This is a genomic window from Chimaeribacter californicus (assembly GCF_002858675.1).
In the GTDB taxonomy this organism is placed as follows: Bacteria; Pseudomonadota; Gammaproteobacteria; order Enterobacterales; family Enterobacteriaceae; genus Chimaeribacter; species Chimaeribacter californicus.
Genome location: NZ_PJZF01000002.1, coordinates 385,283 through 404,808, shown reverse-complemented (window position 1 = coordinate 404,808; position 19,526 = coordinate 385,283). Strand labels below are relative to the sequence as shown.

Genomic DNA, 19,526 nt, shown 5'->3' with positions numbered 1-19,526 from the left:
CCGCGCTTACCGGTTGGCTTAACGTGGGACATATCCGGCCGCCAGCCCATCTCGATCGCTTTATCATTGATATAGCGTTCGATGTTGCCGATGGTCACTGCGCCGAACTCATCATTCAGCGTGCAGGAGCCTTCACACAGGCGATCCTGCGGGCAGACGCGCCCGCACACTTCCGGCAGGCTGTTGGTCTGGTGGGCGAGGTCTGCCGCTTCCATGATGCGGCCTTCGTTCGCCAGCTTCAGCCAGTTCGGAATATAGTTGTGGACCGGGCACTTCCATTCGCAATAAGGGTTACCGCAGGCGATGCAGCGATCGGCCTGCGACTGGGCCTGGGTATCAGAAAACGGCTCATAAATTTCTACAAACTCAATTTTCCGAATCTTCAGCGCTTTCTTGGGCGGATCAACGCGCTGCAAATCGATAAATTGATAAACGTTTTGACTCATCGAAAACCTCTTACTGCGCTTGTACCCGCAGCTCAGCTGCGGAACGACTGCGGTGACCCAACAATGCTTTGACATCACTGGACTTCGGTTTCACCAGGGCGAACCTGGCGGACCACACCGGCCAGTTGGCGAGGATCTCTTCGCCACGGCTGGAGCCGGTCAACTGCACATGTTCTGTAATCAGGCCGCGCAGGTGCTCTTCATGGATAGCCAGCTGATCCACGTCCAGAATCTCGACCAGCTCCGGGTTGACGCGTTTGCGGAACTCGCCATCCTCGTCCAGCACGTAGGCGAAGCCACCGGTCATACCCGCGCCAAAGTTGACGCCGGTTTTACCCAGCACGCACACGATGCCGCCGGTCATGTATTCACAGCCGTTGTCGCCGATGCCTTCCACCACGGTAATTGCCCCGGAGTTACGCACGGCGAAACGTTCACCCGCCCGGCCTGCCGCGAACAGTTTGCCGCCGGTCGCGCCATACAGGCAGGTGTTACCGATGATGCTGGCCTCATGGCTGCGGAACGCCGAACCCACCGGCGGGCGAACCGAGATACGGCCACCGGCCATGCCTTTGCCGACGTAGTCGTTGGCGTCGCCGGTCAGCATCAGCTCTACACCGCCCGCATTCCAGACGCCGAAGCTCTGGCCGGCGGTGCCGGAGAAGTAGGCTTTGATCGGATCAGAGGCCATGCCCTGGTCGCCATGCTTCTCGGCAATCGCCCCGGAGAGCAGCGCGCCCACGGAGCGGTCGGTGTTACGGATGTCAAAGTAGAAGGTCTTGCTCTGACGCTGTTCAATATAAGGCGCGGCCTGCTCCAGCAGGGCTTTGTTCAGCAAGCCCGGATCAAACGGTGGGTTGCTGCCTTCGGTGCAGTGAAGCGCCTTGCCCGGATGCGGCTGGGCAGTTTTCAGCATCGGTGCCAGGTCCAGTTTGTTCTGCTTGGCGGTGAAGCCTTCCAGCTCCTCCAGCAGATCGGTGCGGCCAATCAGGTCAACCAGGCGGCTGACGCCCAGCGAAGCCATGATTTCCCGCGTTTCCCGTGCGATGAAGTGGAAGTAGTTCGTCACGCGCAACGGCAGGCCGTGGTAATGATCGCGGCGCAGTTTGTCATCCTGAGTAGCAACACCGGTTGCACAGTTGTTCAGGTGGCAGATACGCAGGTATTTGCACCCCAGCGCGACCATCGGGCCGGTGCCGAAGCCGAAGCTCTCTGCACCGAGAATCGCGGCCTTGATGATGTCCACGCCGGTTTTCAGGCCACCATCCACCTGCAGGCGGATTTTGTGGCGCAGGCCGTTAGCCACCAGCGCCTGTTGCGTTTCGACCAGCCCCAGTTCCCATGGGCAGCCGGCATACTTCACCGACGAAAGCGGGCTGGCACCGGTGCCGCCGTCATAGCCGGCGATGGTGATCAGGTCGGCGTAGGCTTTCGCCACGCCCACAGCAATGGTACCGACGCCCGGTTCAGAGACCAGCTTCACCGAAATCAGCGCTTTCGGGTTGACCTGTTTCAGGTCAAAGATCAGCTGGGCCAGATCCTCAATCGAATAGATGTCGTGGTGCGGCGGCGGGGAGATTAGCGTCACGCCCGGCACCGAATAACGCAGCTTGGCGATGTACGGAGTGACTTTGTCGCCCGGTAACTGGCCGCCTTCACCCGGTTTCGCGCCTTGCGCTACTTTCACCTGAATGACGTCAGCGTTGACCAGGTACGCCGGCGTGACGCCGAAGCGGCCGGAAGCCACCTGCTTGATACGCGAGACTTTATTGGTGCCGTAACGCGCCGGGTCTTCGCCGCCTTCGCCGGAGTTGGAGAAGCCGCCGAGGCTGTTCATCGCTTCCGCCAGAGACTCATGGGCCTCCGGGCTCAGCGCGCCAATCGACATCGCTGCCGTATCAAAGCGTTTGTAGAGATTTTCTGCCGGTTCCACCTGATCCAGCGGGATCGTCTGGCCGGAAGGTTTGATCGCCAGCAGATCGCGCAGGGTAGAAACCGGGCGCTCGTTCACCAGCTTGGCGTATTGCTGGTAATCACTGTATTCACCGGTATGCACCGCGTTTTGCAGGGTGCGCACCACGTCCGGGTTGTACATGTGGTACTCGCCGCCGTAAACGAACTTCAGCAGCCCGCCCTGATCCAGCGGTTTACGCTTCAGCCAGGCGCGCTTGGACAGGTTTTGCAGATCCTGTTCGAAATCACTGAAGTTGGCCCCACCAATGCGGCTGACCACACCCTGGAAGCAGAGATCGCTCAGCTCACGGTGCAGGCCGACGGCCTCAAACAGTTTGGAACAGCGGTACGAGGCGACGGTCGAGATGCCCATTTTGGACATGATCTTGTACAGCCCCTTGTTGATGCCGTTACGGTAGTTCAGCATCACTTCGCGGTATTTCTTATCAATAGCGCGTGAGTCCACCAGCTTCGCCAGCGTCTCATAGGCCAGGTACGGGTAGATCGCGGTGGCACCAAAACCGAGCAGCACGGCAAAGTGGTGCGGGTCACGGGCGCTGGCGGTCTCAACAATCAGGTTGGCGTCACAGCGCAGGTTCTTCTCCACCAGACGCGTCTGGATGGCACCCACAGCCATCGGGGCCGGCACTGGCAGGCGGTCCGGGGCGATGGCGCGGTCAGAGAGCACCAGCAGCACTGCGCCGTCACGGACTTTATGTTCCGCCTGATCGCACAGGTCACGGATCATGCTTTCCAGATCCTGCACCGCCGGGTTGTAGGTCAGATCCAGCGTTTCAGCACGGTAGTATTCGCCTTCCAGCGACGTCAGCTGTTTGAAGTCGGAGTAGAGCAGAATCGGCGACTTGAAGCTCAGGCGGTGGGACTGCCCCTCCGCTTCAAAGAAGACGTTCATTTCACGGCCGATGCTGGTCGCGAGTGACATCACATGCGCTTCACGCAGCGGGTCAATCGGCGGGTTAGTCACCTGCGCGAACTGCTGGCGGAAGTAGTCATAGATCACGCGCGGGCGGCTGGAGAGCACGGCAAACGGCGTATCGTCGCCCATCGAACCGACGGCTTCCTGGCCGTTCTCACCCAGCACGCGGATAATCTGGTCCAGCTCTTCGCTGCTGTAGCCAAACTGCTTCTGGTAGGTTTCCAGCTGCGCATCTTCCAGCTCACGGCGGCCTACCTGATCTTCCGGCAGGTCTTCGAACGGTACCAGGCGTTTGACGTTTTTCGCCATCCACTCTTTGTAAGGGTGGCGGCTTTTCAGGTCATTGTCGGTTTCCGCGGAGTGCAGAATGCGGCCGCTGCGGGTGTCGATCACCATCAGTTCGCCGGGGCCGACGCGCCCTTTTTCGATCACTTCGTCAGGCTGGTAATCCCAGATGCCGACTTCCGAGGCGCAGGTGATCAGCTTGTCTTTGGTGATCACATAACGCGCCGGGCGCAGGCCGTTGCGGTCGAGGTTACAGGCCGCGTAGCGCCCGTCAGAGAGCACGATACCGGCCGGGCCGTCCCACGGCTCCATGTGCATGGAGTTGAAGTCAAAGAAGGCGCGCAGGTCGCTGTCCATGTCCGGGTTCTGCTGCCAGGCCGGCGGCACCAGCAGGCGCATGGCACGCACCAGATCCATACCACCGCTCAGGAACAGCTCCAGCATGTTGTCGAGCGAGCTGGAGTCGGAACCGCTCTCATTCACGAACGGCGCGGCGTCCTGCAGATCGGGGATCAGCGGGGTTTTGAATTTATAGCCGCGCGCGCGCGCCCATTGGCGGTTACCGGCAATGGTGTTGATTTCGCCGTTATGCGCCAGGTAGCGGAACGGCTGCGCGAGTTTCCAGCGCGGCACGGTGTTGGTGGAGAAGCGCTGGTGGAACAGGCAAATCGCCGATTCCATCCGCAGGTCTGCCAGGTCCAGATAGAAGCGCGGCAAGTCTGCCGGCATGCACAGCCCTTTATAGATCGTCACCAGGTTCGACAGGCTGCACACGTAGAATTCGTTATCCTGAATGCGCTTTTCAATCCGGCGGCGGGCCATATAAAGGCGGCGTTCCATATCACGCGGACGCCAGCCGGCCGGGGCATTCACAAAGATCTGCTCAATACGGGGCAGGGAGGAGAGGGCAATCTCGCCGAGCACATCCGGGTTGGTCGGCACATCACGCCAGCCCACCACCGACAGGGTCTCGTTTTGCAGTTCCTCTTCCACAATGCGGCGGCTGGCGCGGGCGTCGTCCTCGTTTTTGCTGAGGAACATCATGCCCACGGCATAGTTCTTGGCCAGACGCCAGCCGCGCTCTTCCGCCACCATGCGGTAAAAGCGGTCCGGCTTCTGCAACAGCAGACCACAGCCGTCGCCGGTTTTGCCGTCGGCAAGAATTGCACCACGGTGTTGCATACGCGCCAGCGCGTGAATGGCGGTGCGTACCACCTTGTGGCTAGGTTCGCCTTCTATGTGGGCGATCAGGCCGAAACCACAGTTATCCCTCTCTTGGGATGCATCGTACAACATATCAGGAACCTCCCCAGGCTCTGGTGACTCTTACTGCCTACGGCAAGGGGCAAATCTTCAGGAGGGACAGGCGGTTGCCTGCATGACCGGCACGTAACTACGCGGCCTGACGTCCTCCGTCGATGGCCTCTTGTGATGGCGCTCACAAGTGGGTTATGACTTGTTTAATGAGGGAGTCTTCAATAACTGCATAAGTATGACGAGTCGTTGCCCCGTCGAGAATGCTTCCAGCGGACTCCCAACTTAGCGAGAAAGAACAGGCAGGTCAAATATGTATTTAAGATATGCGTTTTTGTGATTTTGTTGAGTTAATATCATGAAATATAAAAGAAATAGGGGTGTTTTTATCGGTCAGAAACTCGCCGTCAGGGTGGGTTGGATGTGAGCTGTATCACTATAGTGCAAGGCCCAAATCTCTGCACCATGCTAGTGCGGGTGGTAATGCCAGAATTATATTCTGGTAAAGCCCCGTTGTATGTGGTTTGTCACTGTTTTTTACCCCTTCATTTTCTCTCATGATCTCCCTGTTGCCTATAAGAAGAATTCATCGCGGCTGATATGAATTAATTATCATTCAAACTGAATTTTTATTCCTGAAAAACCACAAGGGAGGGGGAGTTGACCCACATCATCTTAGGAAAAGTGATTTCCCGCTAGAGTGTTGGGTTTTTTCTGAGGCAAAAATACCATCATGCAGCTGCCCGAATTAGTCAATATGTTCGGCCCCTATTTACAGCGCCGCTTTGGCGAGAAAGTCCACAAACTGACGCTGCACGGCGGCTTCAGTTGCCCCAACCGTGACGGCACCCTGGGGCGCGGCGGCTGCACCTTCTGCAACGTGGCCTCCTTTGCTGATGAAGCAGCGCAGCAGCTCACTATTGCGGAGCAGCTGGCGGCAAAGGCAGCCAGCGTTAACCGCGCACGCCGCTACCTTGCCTATTTTCAGGCCTATACCAGCACCTATGCGGAAACCCGGTTGTTGCGGCAGATGTACCAACAGGCGCTGCAACAGGCGGATATTGTCGGGTTATGCATCGGTACCCGGCCGGATTGCGTGCCGGATGCGGTGCTTGACCTGCTGGCCGGCTACCGCGGGCAGGGGTATGAAGTGTGGCTGGAACTGGGCCTGCAAACCGCTCATGACGCCACCCTGCGGCGCATTAACCGCGGGCACGATTTCCGCTGTTACCAGCACACGGCACAGCGTGCACGGGCGCGGGGCATCCTGGTCTGTACGCATCTGATTGTGGGCCTGCCGGGCGAAACCGGCGCGATGGCGCAACAGACGCTGGATCGGGTACTGGAAACCGGTACCGACGGAATAAAACTCCACCCGCTGCACATTGTGGCCGGCAGCACGCTGGGGCGGGCCTGGCAGGCCGGGCGGCTGGCCGCGTTGCCGCTGGCGGACTATGTGCAGATTGCCGGTGAACTGGTTCGCCATACCCCGCCGGAGGTGGTGTTCCATCGCCTCTCCGCCAGTGCGCGCCGGCCCACGCTGCTCGCACCGCTGTGGTGTGAAAATCGCTGGACGGCGCAAGTGGAGATCCACCGTTATCTGCAACAGCATGGCGGGCAGGGCGCGGCGCTGCCGGGCGACCGCCTGTTCCGGCCGCTGGTCAGGAAATTTGCGTAATATCTCGCAGCCTGAAGAAACTCTTGCCGCCCCCTGTGGTTGGTGCCCGCCCTGCCGGGCAAAGTACGGTATGATTTACCGCAAGATGTTTGACAGGAGCAGGTATGAAGCAAATCAGGGCGTTGGCCCAGTATTATGTGGATCTGATGGTGAAGCTGGGGTTAATCCGGTTCTCACTGTTGCTGGCCTCAGCGCTGGTGGTGCTGGCGATGATTGTGCAGATGGCCGTCACCATGCTGTTGCGCGGCCAGGTAGAGAGCATCGATGTGGTGCGATCCATCTTCTTTGGCCTGCTGATCACGCCATGGGCAGTCTACTTTCTCTCCGTGGTGGTCGAGCAACTGGAGGAGTCCCGGCAGCGTCTCTCGCGGCTGGTGGACAAGCTGGAAGAGATGCGCCACCGTGACCTGGAGCTGAACCACCAGTTGCAGGAGAACATCACCCAGCTTAACCAGGAGATCACTGACCGTATCCGGGCGGAAGAGGCGCGCCTCGCGGTGGTGGACAAGTTAAAGCTGGAGATGGCGCACCGTGAACAGGCCCAGATTGAACTGAGCCAGCAATCGGCGTTATTGCGCTCTTTCCTGGATGCCTCGCCCGATCTGGTCTATTACCGTAATGAAGATAAAGAATTCTCCGGCTGCAACCGGGCGATGGAGCTGCTGACCGGCCGCAGTGAGAAACAGCTGATCGGCCTGACCCCGTATGACGTCTACACGCCTGACATCGCTGAAAAAGTGGTGGAAACCGACGAAAAAGTATTCCGCCACAACGTCTCCCTGACCTATGAGCAGTGGCTGGTTTACCCAGACGGGCGTAAGGCCTGTTTCGAGCTGCGGAAAGTGCCGTTTTATGACCGTATCGGCAAACGCCACGGGCTGATGGGCTTCGGCCGTGATATTACCGAGCGTAAGCGCTACCAGGACGCGCTGGAGAACGCCAGCCGGGAGAAGACCACCTTTATCTCTACCATCAGCCACGAGCTGCGTACGCCGCTTAATGGCATTGTTGGCCTCAGCCGTATTCTGCTCGATACTGATCTCAATGAAGAGCAGCATAACTACCTGAAGACGATCCATGTCAGCGCCATCACCCTCGGCAACATTTTCAATGACATCATCGAAATGGATAAAATCGAACGACGCAAAGTACAGCTGGACAATCAGCCGGTTGACTTTACCGGCTTCCTGGCCGATCTGGAAAACCTGACCGGCCTGCTGGTGCAGCCGAAAGGGCTGAAATTCGTGATGGAGCCGCACCCGCCGCTGCCGGAGAAAATCCTTACGGACGGTACCCGGCTGCGCCAGATCCTCTGGAACCTGATTGGCAACGCCGTGAAATTCACCCAGCAAGGGCAGATTGTGGTGCGTGTCTGGCATGAGCCGCATAACCGCCTGCGCTTTGAGGTGGAAGATTCCGGCATGGGCATCCCGCAGGATGAGCAGGACAAGATTTTCGCCATGTACTATCAGGTGAAAGATCAGAACGGCGGCAAGCCGGCTACCGGCACCGGCATTGGCCTGGCGGTATCACGGCGGCTGGCCCAGAGCATGGGCGGCGACATCACCGTGCGCAGCCAGCCGGGGCACGGCTCCTGCTTCACCCTGACGATTACCGCACCGTCGCTGGAGGAAAAGCCCGCCAGCCGCGAAGAGCCGGAGCCGCTGCCGTTGCCGGCGCTGCATGTGTTGCTGGTCGAAGATATCGAGCTGAATGTGGTGGTGGCCCGTTCGGTGCTCGAGAAGCTTGGCAACAGCGTCGAGGTGGCGATGAACGGCCAGGATGCGCTGGCGATGTTTAACCCGGATGAGTTTGACCTGGTGCTGCTGGACATCCAGCTGCCGGACATGACCGGGCTGGATATTGCCCGCATCCTGCGCGAACAATATGTCGACCAGGTGCTGCCGCCGCTGGTGGCCCTGACGGCCAACGTGCTGAAAGATAAAAGCGAATACCTTGAGGCAGGCATGGATGACGTCCTGAGCAAACCGCTCTCCGTCCCGGCGTTGACTGCCATGATTAAACAGTTCTGGGATCATCCCCCACGCCATTCCGGCAAAAAAATGGAGCTAAAAAGTATGCAAACCAACGAATCACTTCTCGATGTTGCGATGCTGGAGCAGTACATGGATTTGGTCGGGCCGCAGCTTATCCATCAGAGCCTGGAGATGTTTGAGCAGATGATGCCGGGCTACCTGGCCGTGCTGGATTCCAACATGACCGCGCGTGATGAAAAAGGCATTGCTGAAGAGGCGCATAAGATCAAAGGCGCAGCCGGATCGGTAGGGCTGAAGCACCTCCAGCAACTGGCGCAGCAGATCCAGACGCCGTCACTGCCGGCCTGGTGGGACAACGTGCAGGATTGGGTCGATGAGCTGAAACAAGAGTGGCCGCAGGATGTGCAGGTACTGCGTGAGTGGGTCGCAAAGGCGGAGCAGGCTTAATCCTGAAAGGGTAAGAAAGTGTCTTGCTGAAGGGATAAGAAAAATAACGGGGTCATACAAAAAAATGACCCCAGCCTAAGCCGGGGTGCGCGAATACTGCGCCAACACCAGGGAAATCGGTCACCCACGAAGATTCTTATCAGGGTTTTCGGTATCGCAGGGTTTGGTAACTTTTCACAATAAAATTTTACTGTTTTTCAACAATAGCAAAAGACGCCGCGTTTGTTAAAGGAAACATTAAAATATGTGATGTAGATTAGTCTTTATTCGCACAAAACTTCAAGCAGTTGTTTTAAGAAATTTCGGAGGCGGAGAATGAAAAGGATTGGGGTCATCATCTGTGGGGACGCTTTTTTAGATAAAATTGAGATCCATGAAACGGAATTAGTGCTAAATGCACTGAAAAATAACAATGTAACGGTCGTTTTTTTCACCCGATTACATGGTCAAGTTATTGATAATAAAAATATTGAAGGGCGCGTAGCAGAAGCCTCGTTAAAGGTCGTGAATATATTTACTGGACTGACCTCCTACCCCTTGTCTGACCTCTCAGAAATAGAAAAATTTATGCCGGACGCCCTTATTATTTTATCTGCAAACAGTGTACCGGTTTACTTTGAAACGAAAGAAAACAGCATCGAATATGAATCCTCAGCGAAGAGCTATATGGACTTACTGAAGAAATTTCATAAGAAAGGTTTAACTATTGGCTTTGTGGGTAAAAGCGCGATTCTGGCCCCATTACTCACCCGGAATCCGGTACGGGCAACGCTGGGGAACGATCCCGATTGTGCTGAACTGATTGAGGAATTAGGCGCTGAAGCCGTGATCTGCCCTGCGGATGACATTGTGATTGATGATGCGCACCAGGTGATGACCACGCCGGGATTTCTGGCAGGTGGTCCTGTAGCAGAAATTTCACAAGGAATTGATAAGCTAGTAACACGTATTTTAGGTGAGTGATTATGTGGAGCAAACGTCGTCAACGAGGTGTGCTGTTTTGGCTGAGCGGGCTTAAATGGCTGGCAGGCGGCGTAATTACGTTGTGGATAGGGTTGATCCTGATCTTTTCCGTCCTGCCGGTGCCGTTTTCTGCGGTGATGATGGAGCGCCAACTCAGCGCCTGGTTCTCCGGTAACGTTAGCTACGTTGCCCATTCTGACTGGGTGCCAAGGGAGGCCATCTCCCCGGCGATGGCCCTGGCCGTGATGGCGGCCGAGGACCAACGCTTCCCGGAACACTGGGGGTTTGATGTGGCGGCGATCCAGTCTGCCCTGTCGCACAATGAGCGCGAGGGCAGTTCACTGCGTGGGGCGTCGACTTTGTCACAGCAAACGGCAAAAAACCTGCTGCTGTGGGATGGGCGCAGCTGGGTGCGTAAGGGGCTGGAAGCCGGCCTGACCGCCGGGATTGAACTGGTCTGGACGAAACGGCGCATCCTGACGGTTTACCTTAATATTGTGGAGCTGGGCGATGGGGTCTTTGGAGTAGAACAGGCCGCGCGCACCTATTTCCATAAGCCCGCCAGCCGCCTGACGGCCCCGGAAGCGGCGTTACTGGCGGCCGTATTGCCCAACCCGCACCGCTTTAAGGTGAATGCACCCTCAGCCTATGTGCTTCGCCGCCAGCAGTGGATTTTACGCCAGATGCGGCAGATGGGCGGGGAAGGGTTCCTGCGGGCACACCAGTTATAGCGCTGGGAAGGCAGCAGGCGCGTCGGTGAAAACGGCACAATGCCCATCGCTATCACGCCCACTGCCGTAGTGGTTATGCACAACCAGCACCGTAATGCCCTCGCTTCAGCCGTGCCTGCCACCGCCCTTACGCTCACCAACCGGTGATGACCCCGAAAATGCATAAAAAAACGGGTGCCGTCATGGCACCCGTCAGCGGTAACGCGTGGTTATTTCAGATCGGTAAAGGCGGTGGTGACATGTTTCACCCCGCTGACCTGGCTGGCAATTTGCGCAGCGGACTGGCCTTCCTGCGGCGTTACCAGCCCCAGCAGGAACACTTCACCATTCTCAGTGGTCACTTTGACATTCGAGGATTTTACCGAGTCGCTGGTCAGCAATTGCGAGCGCACTTTGGTGGTGATCCAGGTATCTGAAGACGCTGTACCCAGGCTCACCGGGGTGCCCTGACGAATCTCGCTATAGACTTCGCGTGCGCCGTCTACGCCCATGGCGATTTGCTTGGCGCGGGTCGCGAGATCAGTGTTGGGGGCCTGGCCGGTCAGCAGTACCTTGCCCTGATACGCCGTGACTACCACGCGCGCCTCTTTCTTCAGTTGTTGATCTTTGCTCAGCGCATTGCTGACGCGCGCTTCCAGCGTTTCATCATCGACCTGGGTGCCGACGGTGCGCGGGTCAGTCGCGGTTTTGGTGGCCACTGCCGCGCTGCCAACCACCACAGCGCCGACGCAACCCTGCAGCAGCAGGGCGCTGCACAACACAGCCAGTGTTAATCGAACCTTCATTGGTGCTCCTTAATCATCCTGGTGAGGAAACAGGGTGTTATCTATCAGATCACACAGGCAATTCACGGTGAGCATATGCATCTCCTGAATGCGTGCGCTGCGGTGGGAGGGAATACGGATCTCGACATCCTGTTGGCCGAGTAATCCCGCCAGTTCGCCGCCATCGTACCCTGTGAGCGCGACAATCGTCATATCACGGGTGACCGCTGCTTCAACCGCTTTCACAATATCACGGCTGTTGCCGCGGGTGGAAATGGCCAGCAGCACATCACCGGCGTGGCCCAGCGCGCGCACCTGTTTGGCATAAACCTCATCATGCAGCCGATCGTTGGTAATGGCGGTCAACACAATGTTGTCTGCGCTCAGGGCGATGGCCGGCAGGCTGGGGCGCTCAGTCTCAAAACGGTTGATCATGCTGGCGGCAAAGTGCTGTGCATTGGCCGCAGAGGTGCCGTTGCCGCAACAGAGGATTTTGTTACCGTTCAGCAGGGATTGCACCAACGTCAGGGCCGCCCGGGAAATGGCATCGGGCAGGGCTTCCGCCGCTGCGATCTGGGTTTGGATGCTTTCAGTAAAGCAGGCTTTGATTCTTTCCAGCACGTGAGTTAATCCAGTCAGTAAAAGGGCCGGGCGAAAGCACCGGTTAACATATCATTCCGCATTGAAGGCATTGGGCAACCACTCCAGGCTCTCGCCGGTAATGGCCAGCACATCAAAACGGCAGGGCGTGGTGTCAAAACTGGCCTGCCGCAGGGCCAGCCAGACGCCGGCCGCATGCAACAGACGCCGGCGCTTTTGCCGGGTAATGCTGGCGGCCGCACCGCCAAAGGCGGCGTTACGCCGGTAGCGCACTTCCACAAACACCCAGGTCTCCCGGTCACGCATGATGAGGTCCAGCTCACCGCCGCGTACCGTGACGTTGGCCGCCTCAAACCGCAGGCCGGCCTGCTCCAGATAGCGGCGTGCCTGTTGCTCATAGGCGGTGCCGGTGTGTCGTGTCCCTGGGCGGATGTTCAGCATGGCGTCTGTCCTGTCTTCATGCTGAGGGGAAAGGCAGCGGCTGCCTTTCCCCTCTTAACCCGGCCGGGGCAAAATACCCCGGCCGGAGCCTTAGTTGGCGGAGACCAGCGCGCCGCCGCGGTATTGCAGCCACGGCAACTGGCGGTGAACCACGCAGTCACTGTTGGCACTCAGGCCACCGGTGGTGCCGGGCAACTGGAAACCGGGGATTTGGCGGAGTTCAGCGAAGTGGTTCGCCAGTGTCCAGGCATCCATCCCCATGGCATAGAGCCGCACCAGTGAGTAGTCGTTCCGGAACTGCGCGCTGGCCTGCTGCATCAGCTGCGGGTTAGCCCCGGCCAGCAGCGGGATGTCACTGAACTGCAACCCTTCCATCTCCAGCCGGTAATCCGGGCCGGCACCGGCTTGATAGCTGCGCGAGCTGGCATAGAGCGCGGTCTGGCTGCGGGAACTGGTGGACATGTCAATCATCGGCTTGATCAGGGTCATCTCATCCTGCGTAGCGATGATGTAGACCGCATCCACATTGCCGGACGGCGCGGCAGACGCGCTGATCTGCGCGTCGGTCGGCGGGGCCGGAATGGTGATACCGCCGATGGTCACGCCCTGCGGCTCAGCAGGGGCCGCAACCGGTGCCGGGTTGACCGGTGTGCCGGTCAGGCGGATGCCTGCGCCGCTGTTAATCGCCTGCTTAAGCTCGCCGGTGGAGCCAAAGCCCTGTTTCAGCACCGTCTGGCCACCCTGTTTTTGCCATTCGTCGGCAAAGGCGGTGGCAATCCGGTCGCCCAGGCTGCCGCGTGGGGCCAGCACCAGTGGCATCTGTTTGTGTTGCGCCCAGATATGGCGGGCGGCGTCGCGCGCCTCATCTTCCGGCGAAAGGGCGAAATAGCAGAGGTTCGGCAGGTTAGTGACCTTCTCCGGCTGGTTCAGCGCCAGGATATTCAGCGGCGTCTGGGCGGTGGCGAGCTGCTCAACATTGCTTTTCAGCAGCGGGCCGACCACCAGCGTAGCACCATCCTGCTGCGCCTGCGCCAGTAACGCGGGCAGCGGCTGGCTGTCGGTGTCATACACTTTAACCTGCGCGCTGCTGGCGGCCGGTGCCGGAGCCACCGGGGCTGCGGGTGCCTGCACCGGTTCAGCCGGCGCGGCCGGTGCGGCGGCGTCAGTGGGCTGTGCCGACGGGCTGACAGCGGCATTTGGGTCAACAGGCGCGGCGTTCGGATCAGCGGGCGCAGCCGTCGGGGCAGGTGCGGCCGCCGGTGGGGCGGCCTGTACGCCGCTCTGCGCGGCCATAAAGCCCTGCTGGATGGCGTTACCGAACACCTGCGCCTGGCCGCTCAGCGGCAGGAACAGGGCGATTTTCGCCGTGGACGCCTGCTGGAAGTTGAGCACATTATTCAGCTGGGTCGGCAAGGTTTTGGCCGCCGGGTTTTGCGGGTAGCGGGTCTGCCAATCCTGAATGCCGGATTTCAGGGCGTCCGGGTTCTGCATATTGTCCTGATAGACGTGCAACAGATCGAGCCAGCCCTGCAACACATTTTCGTCGGCATTAATCGCCAGCGTGCTGAGATCCTGCGGTGTCAGCTGCGTCAGCGCCATCCAGGTACGGTCGAGGTTGTCCTGATGCGGCTGGCCGGTCAGCGCCGGTTCCTGCGCAATATAGGCGCGGATCAGCGGCAAACCGGGGCGTGTCTGGCTGGCGGCGATCAGCGCCTGATAGTAACGGGCTTTCTGGTTGGCAGAGAGGCTGTCGGGGTTGAGGGCGTTCAGCGTGGTGGCCGCCGCCGGGGCATTACCCTGGGCCAGTTGCAGTTCGCCGGTCAGCAGTTGCTGTTCCAGCCGTTGGACATCACTGAGCGTCTGCGGTAGTTTGCCCAGCTGTTCGGCTGCCTGCGGCAGCTTCTTCTCATTCAGCAGGGCGCGAATGGCGAGTAATTGCCAGTCAGCCTTGTTATCATCGCCGCTTTGCTGCATCTGTTGCAGATAATAGTCAGAACCGGCGGTTGCCGCGTCCTGGACATTGGCGGCCGGGGCCTGGGTTGACTGGTTCTGACAGCCGGCAGCAATCAGGGCGGCCAGCAGAACAGGCACAAAGCGCCCTTTACGGCGTCGAACGACATGTGAGGAAAGCATACTGTATCCAGTGATGTTTTTTTCAAGATGCTCAATATTAAATCGGCATTCCGGACGAAACAATGAATCAACACGATCAGGCAGTGATTTCTGCATCAACGCTTTATGTAGTGCCGACCCCTATCGGTAATCTGGGTGATATCACCCAGCGGGCGCTGGCGGTTCTTCAGGGCGTGGATCTGGTTGCTGCTGAAGATACGCGCCATACCGGCCTGCTGTTACAACATTTTGCAATAAATGCGCGACTCTTCGCACTTCACGACCACAATGAACAGCAGAAAGCGGAGCTGCTGCTGGCAAAATTGCAGGAAGGGCAAAGCATCGCGCTGGTCTCCGATGCGGGCACGCCGCTGATTAACGATCCGGGCTACCATCTGGTGCGCCGCTGCCGTGAAGCCGGTATCCGCGTGGTACCGTTGCCGGGGGCCTGCGCGGCGATTGCGGCGCTCTCCGCCGCCGGCCTCGCCTCAGACCGCTTCTGCTATGAAGGGTTCCTGCCTGCCAAAACCAAGGCGCGCAAGGATACGCTACAGGCGTTGATTGAGGAACCGCGCACCCTGATCTTTTACGAGTCCACCCACCGGCTGATCGACAGCCTGAAAGACATGGTGACGGTGCTGGGCGCAGAGCGTTACGTGGTGCTGGCGCGTGAGCTGACCAAAACCTGGGAGTCTATCCAGGGTGCGCCGGTCGGGGAGCTGCTGGCGTGGGTGCTGGAAGATGAGAACCGCCGCAAAGGCGAGATGGTGCTGATCGTCGAGGGCCATAAGGCGACCGAAGAGGCTCTGCCCGCCGAGGCGCTGCGCACGCTGGCGCTGTTGCAGGCCGAATTACCGCTGAAAAAAGCGGCGGCGCTGGCGGCGGAAATCCACGGCGTGAAGAAGAATTCGCTCTATCGTTACGCCCTGGCGCAACAAGAGGGTGACATTCAGGACGAAACCCCCTAATATGCGCGCCGGAGTTGACCAGACAGTCGCCGCTTCACTGCCGTCCCTTTCGGGGGAGACAGGTGGAGGGGAGGAAAGTCCGGGCTCCATAGGGCAGGGTGCCAGGTAACGCCTGGGAGGCGTAAGCCTACGACAAGTGCAACAGAGAGCAAACCGCCGATGGCCCGCGCAAGCGGGATCAGGTAAGGGTGAAAGGGTGCGGTAAGAGCGCACCGCATGGCTGGCAACAGTTCATGGCAGGGTAAACTCCACCCGGAGCAAGGCCAAATAGGGGTTCACATGGTACGGCCCGTACTGAACCCGGGTAGGCTGCTTGAGCCAGCGAGCGATTGCTGGCCTAGACGAATGACTGTCCACGACAGAACCCGGCTTACCGGTCAACTCCACTCCATAAAGAAAAGCCCGGATCAGGAAACTGACCCGGGCTTTTTGCTTTCAGCGTAATACCTTCCCCCCGGCACGGCTCAGGTTGCCGGGGATCGTGCATAAACGCTGTGTTCTGACTTAACCACTTTCTGACTTACAACATCGACGAACGGGTGCTGTGTGCAGGCAATGCCTGTCTTAACCTGCCGCAAGGGCGGCGGGAAACCGGGTAATCAGGTCGGCAGATCAATTAACAGGGCGCGCATCGGGCTGTCCGCCACGATGGTCAGGCTCTGCTCTTGATAAATAAACGCACCGTCGCCACACGAGAGCAGTTGCTGTTCATCCCCGGCGGCGTTATGTGCCTGCACCCGGCCGTGGATCGACTGCAAATAGGCGCGCGGCCCGTTAATCGTCAGGGTGTGGCGCTCGCCCGCCTGAAGGTCAAGCTGATGCACCCACGCCTGCTGGCGCAGTTGCAGGCTCCCTTCCGCGCCGTCCGGTGAGGCAATCAGCTGGCAGGGCGTGCTGCGCAACGCCAGGTGCTGGAGTGCATTGCTGACCCGCTCCGGGCAGGCATCCAGCCAGAGCTGCATACGCGTCAGCGGCTGGTCAGCACTGACGTTTTGTTCGGTGTAGGTCACGTCCTGCCGGGTTGCCAGCATCAGTGCCTCACCGGCCTGTGCGCGCAGATGGTTGCCCAGGCTGTCACGGTATTCCGCCTCACCCTGCAAAATCAGGTTCAGCACATCCACCCGTGGGTAGCTGCGCGGTTGCAGGGCGGCGCCGGGTGCCAGCACTTCCTGGTTCAGGACGCGCAGCGCAGCGTAACCCATCAGTTTTGGGTCGAAATAGTGGCCAAACGAGAAGGTGTAGCGGGCTTTAAGCCAGCCAAAGTCCGCTTTCCCGCACTGTGTGGCTGTTCTGCAAGTAATCATGACTGAGGCTCTCATTATTCGATGGGGAAATGGTAAGCGTCTGGACGCCGGATTGTTAGCCAGTTAATCTGGTTGGCATATTCAAAAATCCTGACAGAGAACAACCATGGCCAAAGATCGGGCATTGACGCTGGAAGCGTTACGGGTAATGGATGCCATAGATCGTCGCGGCAGTTTTGCGGCGGCGGCGGATGAACTGGGCCGGGTGCCGAGTGCCCTGAGCTACACCATGCAGAAGCTCGAAGAGGAGCTGGACGTGGTGCTGTTTGACCGTTCAGGCCACCGGACAAAATTCACCAATGTCGGGCGGATGCTGCTGGAGCGCGGCCGGGTACTGCTGGAAGCGGCAGACAAGCTGACCACCGATGCCGAAGCGCTGGCGCGCGGCTGGGAGACCCACATCACCATCGTCTGCGAGGCGTTGTCGCCTGCCGTGCAGCTTTTCCCGCTGATTGAGCGGCTGGCACAGAAGGCCAACACCCAGGTGTCATTGCTGACCGAAGTGCTGGCCGGGGCCTGGGAACGGCTGGAGCAGGGACGGGCGGACATCGTTATCGCGCCGGACATGCATTTCCGCTCCTCGTCTGAGATCAACAGCCGCAAGCTTTACAAGCTGATGAGCGTCTACGTGGCCGCGCCGGATCACCCGATCCACCAGGAGCCGGAGCCGCTGTCGGAAATTACCCGCGTGAAGTACCGCGGCATCGCGGTGGCAGACACCGCCCGCGAGCGCCCGGTGCTGACGGTGCAACTGCTCGACAAACAGCAGCGGCTGACGGTGAGCACCATCGCGGAGAAACGGCAGGCACTGCTGGCGGGGCTGGGCGTGGCTACCATGCCGTACCCGATGGTCGAGCAGGACATCGCCGACGGGCGGCTGCGGGTGGTGAGCGCCGAGTACAACCGCGAAACGGACATCATCATGGCGTGGCGGCGTGACAGCATGGGCGAAGCGAAAGCCTGGATGCTGCGCGAGATCCCAAAACTGTTCCAGCATCTCCAGCAATAACGCGGCGGGGCCGCCCGGCTCCGCGTGCTTTCCCTTACAGCCCGTCGGTTTCCCCGTCACGCTCCGGCGTGCCGAAGCGCGTATCGCGCCCATGTTCTGCCAGCAGATCCTGTTCCGGCCCGATGGAGATCACCCCATTCGGGTTGATGGTTTTATGGCTGCGGTAGTAGTGGTTGCGGATGTGTGCCAGATCCACCGTCTCCTCGATGCCCGGCATCTGGTAGATGTCACGCAGGAAACCATACAGGTTAGGATAATCGCTGATCCGGCGGCGATCGCACTTGAAATGGGTGACATACACCGGGTCAAACCGCACCAGCGTGGTCCACAGCCGCAGGTCAGCCTCGGTGAGCTGGTTGCCGGTCAGGTAACGTTTGAAACTCAGGATCTGCTCCAGCCGATCCAGCGCCTCAAACACGCCTTCCACCGCCGTGTCATAGGCCGCCTGGCTGGTGGCAAAGCCGGCTTTATAGACGCCGTTGTTCACCTTGTCATAGATCCAGCTGTTGAGATCGTCAATCTCACCACGCAATACGTCCGGGTAGTAGTCCCCGGCGCGGGCGCCCACCGCATCAAACGCGCTGTTGAACATGCGGATGATGTCGGCAGACTCATTGCTGACGATGGTCTGCTGCTGTTTGTCCCACAATACCGGCACCGTCACGCGGCCGGTGTAATCCGGCTGGGCTTTCAGGTAGAGCTGGTAAAGGTAGTCGAACTGGTAGAGGTCATCGCCGGTGGCGGCCGGGAAATCACTGCCGAAGGTCCAGCCATTTTCCAGCATCAGCGGATGCACCACCGACACCGGGATCAGCGTCTCCAGCCCTTTCAGCTTGCGCATCAGCAGGGTACGGTGCGCCCACGGACAGGCGAGGGAAACATACAGATGGTAGCGATCCGGCTCCGCGCGGAAGCCGCCGCGGCCATGCTCGCCGGGTTCACCGTCTGCGGTGACCCAGTTACGGAACTGCGAAGTGGAGCGCTTGAAATGGCCGCCGGTTGATTTGGTGTCATACCAGGTATCCTGCCAGACTCCGTCAACTAATTGTCCCATGGTTCTCTCCTTCCTTCAGTGAAACGCGTAAGCAAAAAGGTGAGGCGGGGGCTGCCCGGCACTCACCTTTGTCATCTCTTTACCTGTAGCAATGTGTTAAGTGTAGCGGATCATGCCCGGCTTAACGTTTTGGCAGCCAGCAGGCGCTTCTTCAGCAGCGCGTCCAGGCTGAAGCTGCCGGCACCGGCTACGCTCAGCGCCAGGAAGCCCCCGGCGATAGACAGGTTCTTCATAAACATCATCTGGTTCACGCCTTCTGCAAAATTACTGTGGAAGATAAGCGCGGTCAGAATGGTGAAGATGGCCGTAATAAACGCCGTGGTACGGGTCAGGAAGCCGAACAGGATCGCCAGGCCGCCGCCGAACTCCAGCAAAATGGTCAGGGGCAACATAAAGCCGGGTACGCCCATGCTTTCCATATATTGCTGGGTAGCGCTGTAGGCGCCGATTTTGCCGTAGCCGGCGGTGATAAACAGAATCGGCATCAGGATGCGTGCAGCCAGCAGGCCGGTATCTTCTAATTTCTTCATCATCTTCTCCAACGTTTTGCGCCGGGAGCAAGCTGCACCCGATCAGGGATTAT

Annotated in this window: 14 protein-coding genes, 1 other RNA gene and 1 pseudogene; 7 read left to right on the top strand and 9 right to left on the bottom strand. The window is 59.1% G+C overall.

The window, feature by feature from the left end:
• Window positions 1-446: pseudogene (locus CYR55_RS04840) on the bottom strand (glutamate synthase small subunit); the annotation flags it as partial.
• 10 nt (window positions 447-456) lie between these two features.
• Entirely contained in the window at window positions 457-4,917 is a 4,461-nt protein-coding gene (gene gltB, locus CYR55_RS04835; RefSeq protein ID WP_101815006.1) for a glutamate synthase large subunit, read from the bottom strand.
• Between the two features lie 691 nt (window positions 4,918-5,608).
• Between gltB and mnmL the strand changes: the two genes are divergently transcribed.
• The 4 genes from mnmL (at window position 5,609) to mtgA (ending at window position 10,691) form a co-directional block, all read left to right on the top strand.
• The gene (gene mnmL, locus CYR55_RS04825) at window positions 5,609-6,553 is read left to right on the top strand and encodes a tRNA modification radical SAM protein MnmL/YtqA (RefSeq protein ID WP_101815005.1); all 945 of its coding nucleotides are present in this window, start codon (window positions 5,609-5,611) and stop codon (window positions 6,551-6,553) included.
• A gap of 104 nt (window positions 6,554-6,657) precedes the next feature.
• Window positions 6,658-8,997, top strand: a complete 2,340-nt coding sequence (gene arcB, locus CYR55_RS04820; RefSeq protein WP_101815004.1) for an aerobic respiration two-component sensor histidine kinase ArcB — start codon at window positions 6,658-6,660, stop codon at window positions 8,995-8,997.
• Window positions 8,998-9,312: 315 nt separating this feature from the next.
• The gene (locus CYR55_RS04815; protein ID WP_101815003.1) at window positions 9,313-9,960 is read left to right on the top strand and encodes a type 1 glutamine amidotransferase family protein; all 648 of its coding nucleotides are present in this window, start codon (window positions 9,313-9,315) and stop codon (window positions 9,958-9,960) included.
• A 2-nt stretch (window positions 9,961-9,962) separates the two neighbouring features.
• Window positions 9,963-10,691, top strand: a complete 729-nt coding sequence (mtgA, locus tag CYR55_RS04810) for a monofunctional biosynthetic peptidoglycan transglycosylase (RefSeq protein ID WP_101815032.1) — start codon at window positions 9,963-9,965, stop codon at window positions 10,689-10,691.
• 209 nt (window positions 10,692-10,900) lie between these two features.
• Here the strand turns inward: mtgA and dolP are convergent, their stop codons facing one another.
• The 4 genes from dolP to CYR55_RS04790 form a co-directional block, all read right to left on the bottom strand.
• Window positions 10,901-11,476, bottom strand: a complete 576-nt coding sequence (gene dolP, locus CYR55_RS04805) for a division/outer membrane stress-associated lipid-binding lipoprotein (protein ID WP_101815002.1) — start codon at window positions 11,474-11,476, stop codon at window positions 10,901-10,903.
• 9 nt (window positions 11,477-11,485) lie between these two features.
• Window positions 11,486-12,076 (bottom strand): DnaA initiator-associating protein DiaA, encoded by a 591-nt coding sequence (diaA, locus tag CYR55_RS04800; RefSeq protein WP_072931769.1) that lies wholly within the window; start codon window positions 12,074-12,076, stop codon window positions 11,486-11,488.
• A gap of 51 nt (window positions 12,077-12,127) precedes the next feature.
• A complete protein-coding gene (locus CYR55_RS04795) occupies window positions 12,128-12,496 on the bottom strand; it encodes a YraN family protein (protein ID WP_101815001.1) in 369 nt (122 codons plus the stop codon).
• 90 nt (window positions 12,497-12,586) lie between these two features.
• Window positions 12,587-14,629: a penicillin-binding protein activator gene (locus CYR55_RS04790; protein WP_101815000.1), complete on the bottom strand. Its 2,043-nt coding sequence runs from the start codon at window positions 14,627-14,629 to the stop codon at window positions 12,587-12,589.
• A 62-nt stretch (window positions 14,630-14,691) separates the two neighbouring features.
• Here CYR55_RS04790 and rsmI point away from each other — a divergent pair, with 62 nt between their 5' ends.
• Together rsmI and rnpB are read left to right on the top strand one after the other, a co-directional pair.
• Window positions 14,692-15,576 (top strand): 16S rRNA (cytidine(1402)-2'-O)-methyltransferase, encoded by an 885-nt coding sequence (rsmI, locus tag CYR55_RS04785; RefSeq protein ID WP_101814999.1) that lies wholly within the window; start codon window positions 14,692-14,694, stop codon window positions 15,574-15,576.
• A gap of 10 nt (window positions 15,577-15,586) precedes the next feature.
• Window positions 15,587-15,965: RNase P RNA component class A (gene rnpB / locus CYR55_RS04780), an RNA gene on the top strand.
• A gap of 210 nt (window positions 15,966-16,175) precedes the next feature.
• Here the strand turns inward: rnpB and CYR55_RS04775 are convergent.
• Window positions 16,176-16,880 carry a pirin family protein gene (locus CYR55_RS04775; RefSeq protein WP_101814998.1) on the bottom strand — a complete coding sequence of 235 codons (705 nt, stop codon included), beginning with the start codon at window positions 16,878-16,880 and terminating at the stop codon, window positions 16,176-16,178.
• 106 nt (window positions 16,881-16,986) lie between these two features.
• Here CYR55_RS04775 and CYR55_RS04770 point away from each other — a divergent pair, with 106 nt between their 5' ends.
• Complete coding sequence (locus CYR55_RS04770; protein ID WP_101814997.1) at window positions 16,987-17,889, top strand: LysR family transcriptional regulator; 903 nt, start codon at window positions 16,987-16,989, stop codon at window positions 17,887-17,889.
• 34 nt (window positions 17,890-17,923) lie between these two features.
• Here CYR55_RS04770 and CYR55_RS04765 read toward each other — a convergent pair whose 3' ends face one another.
• Both CYR55_RS04765 and CYR55_RS04760 read right to left on the bottom strand, forming a co-directional pair.
• Window positions 17,924-18,943 carry a glutathione S-transferase family protein gene (locus CYR55_RS04765; RefSeq protein WP_101814996.1) on the bottom strand — a complete coding sequence of 340 codons (1,020 nt, stop codon included), beginning with the start codon at window positions 18,941-18,943 and terminating at the stop codon, window positions 17,924-17,926.
• Window positions 18,944-19,053: 110 nt separating this feature from the next.
• Window positions 19,054-19,473: a DoxX family protein gene (locus CYR55_RS04760; RefSeq protein WP_101815031.1), complete on the bottom strand. Its 420-nt coding sequence runs from the start codon at window positions 19,471-19,473 to the stop codon at window positions 19,054-19,056.
• Window positions 19,474-19,526: the final 53 nt, after the last annotated feature.

Coding starts and splice junctions, on each gene's coding strand:
- gltB (WP_101815006.1), bottom strand. CDS start 4,917: ATGTTGTACGATGCATCCCAAGAGAGGGATAACTGTGGTTTCGGCCTG.
- mnmL (WP_101815005.1), top strand. CDS start 5,609: ATGCAGCTGCCCGAATTAGTCAATATGTTCGGCCCCTATTTACAGCGC.
- arcB (WP_101815004.1), top strand. CDS start 6,658: ATGAAGCAAATCAGGGCGTTGGCCCAGTATTATGTGGATCTGATGGTG.
- CYR55_RS04815 (WP_101815003.1), top strand. CDS start 9,313: ATGAAAAGGATTGGGGTCATCATCTGTGGGGACGCTTTTTTAGATAAA.
- mtgA (WP_101815032.1), top strand. CDS start 9,963: ATGTGGAGCAAACGTCGTCAACGAGGTGTGCTGTTTTGGCTGAGCGGG.
- dolP (WP_101815002.1), bottom strand. CDS start 11,476: ATGAAGGTTCGATTAACACTGGCTGTGTTGTGCAGCGCCCTGCTGCTG.
- CYR55_RS04795 (WP_101815001.1), bottom strand. CDS start 12,496: ATGCTGAACATCCGCCCAGGGACACGACACACCGGCACCGCCTATGAG.
- CYR55_RS04790 (WP_101815000.1), bottom strand. CDS start 14,629: ATGCTTTCCTCACATGTCGTTCGACGCCGTAAAGGGCGCTTTGTGCCT.
- rsmI (WP_101814999.1), top strand. CDS start 14,692: ATGAATCAACACGATCAGGCAGTGATTTCTGCATCAACGCTTTATGTA.
- CYR55_RS04775 (WP_101814998.1), bottom strand. CDS start 16,880: ATGATTACTTGCAGAACAGCCACACAGTGCGGGAAAGCGGACTTTGGC.
- CYR55_RS04770 (WP_101814997.1), top strand. CDS start 16,987: ATGGCCAAAGATCGGGCATTGACGCTGGAAGCGTTACGGGTAATGGAT.
- CYR55_RS04765 (WP_101814996.1), bottom strand. CDS start 18,943: ATGGGACAATTAGTTGACGGAGTCTGGCAGGATACCTGGTATGACACC.
- CYR55_RS04760 (WP_101815031.1), bottom strand. CDS start 19,473: ATGAAGAAATTAGAAGATACCGGCCTGCTGGCTGCACGCATCCTGATG.